The organism is Acinetobacter sp. ANC 3781 (assembly GCF_004331285.1).
Taxonomy (GTDB): domain Bacteria; phylum Pseudomonadota; class Gammaproteobacteria; order Pseudomonadales; family Moraxellaceae; genus Acinetobacter.
This window is the reverse complement of the sequence record NZ_SJOH01000040.1, coordinates 1-1,269: the sequence shown is the minus strand read 5'-3', so window position 1 is coordinate 1,269 and position 1,269 is coordinate 1. Positions and strand designations below refer to the sequence as shown.

Annotated in this window: 2 protein-coding genes; both read left to right on the top strand. The window is 25.9% G+C overall.

Features of this window, described 5'->3' with window-relative positions:
• On the top strand, window positions 1-353 hold a 353-nt coding region (locus E0H89_RS16580), incomplete at its 5' end, for a hypothetical protein (RefSeq protein ID WP_502698418.1).
• A 13-nt stretch (window positions 354-366) separates the two neighbouring features.
• Entirely contained in the window at window positions 367-1,236 is an 870-nt protein-coding gene (locus E0H89_RS16375; RefSeq protein WP_131218596.1) for a glycosyltransferase family protein, read from the top strand.
• Window positions 1,237-1,269: the final 33 nt, after the last annotated feature.

Sequence of the window (1,269 nt, the reverse complement as noted above, 5' to 3'; positions counted from 1 at the left end):
TTTTTAGTTTTTCTATATTGTTATTAAGTGTTTTTTTTAGTGATATATATTTTAATTTTTATGGTATTGATAGTGTTGAAGGGTATTATTCTTTAATAATTCTATTATCTGGCATAACTATATCCCAATTTTTTGGTTTTGGAATGACTATTTCAATATATACAGATCATAAAAAAAAGCTATTATATTATCAAGTAATCATTTTTTTTATTACCTCAATTCTATGTTTTATACTATCAAAGAATTATGGAATTATAGGGGCTTCAATTTCTACATCTATAGGAATAGTGCTAATTAAATTTTTTGTTTGGCTAGATTATAGAAAAAGAAATATTCGTATTGGAATTATATAGGGTTTGTAGTCTTGTGAAAATTGGTATTACTTTGAAACATAATGCATATACGCCTGAAGCTTATGCATATCAGCAATATTTAGTGGGATATGGTTATGATGTTCAGCTTGATTTTAATCTTGATAATAACAATGATATTAATATTTACTTCATGGGGTTACGCCCGTTTTGGAGTAATAAAAATGGAAAGGCATTTGAAATACATGAATATCAAAGCTTGTCGACTCCACCCTATTCTTACGCCAAAAATAAATTAAAAAGGATTATTAATAAAAAGCCAGTTGGAAGAATATTTCTAAATAATGATGTGAAAAAATGTTTTTCTTTTAATGATAATATTCCTTATATTAAAAGAGATATGGGGGTGGATGAAATTTTATTCCAAAAGCCTAAGCTTAATCCTGATTTTGATATTCTGTATTCAGGCTCAGTTTCTGGGCGTGTGGGATTAATTGAGAATTTAGTTAAATTGGCTAAAAATTATAAATTAATTGTGGTAGGGCAAGTTGAAGGTATAGAAAAAGAATATCTAACAAATAAAAATATTACTTTAACTGGTCGAGTAAATAGACATGAATTACCAGAAATTTATTCTAATGTTCGGTATGGATTAAATTATACTCCTGATTTATATCCATTTAACATTCAGACAAGCACCAAAACTCTTGAATATTTAGCTGCTGGTTTGGGTGTTATTTCAAATCGTTATCAATGGATTGAAAAGTTCTGTGATAAGCTAAATTATAAACCAATTTGGCTAGAAGATTTAAATGAAACTGAAATAAATTTAATTAATAATAATTTGCCGGATATGTCTGAGTATTCGTGGAATAATATATTGAAGAATTCAAAATTTGAAAATTTTATTAAAGGTTTTAAATGAAAATTTTAAGTAATTTTTCAAATAATTATTTAT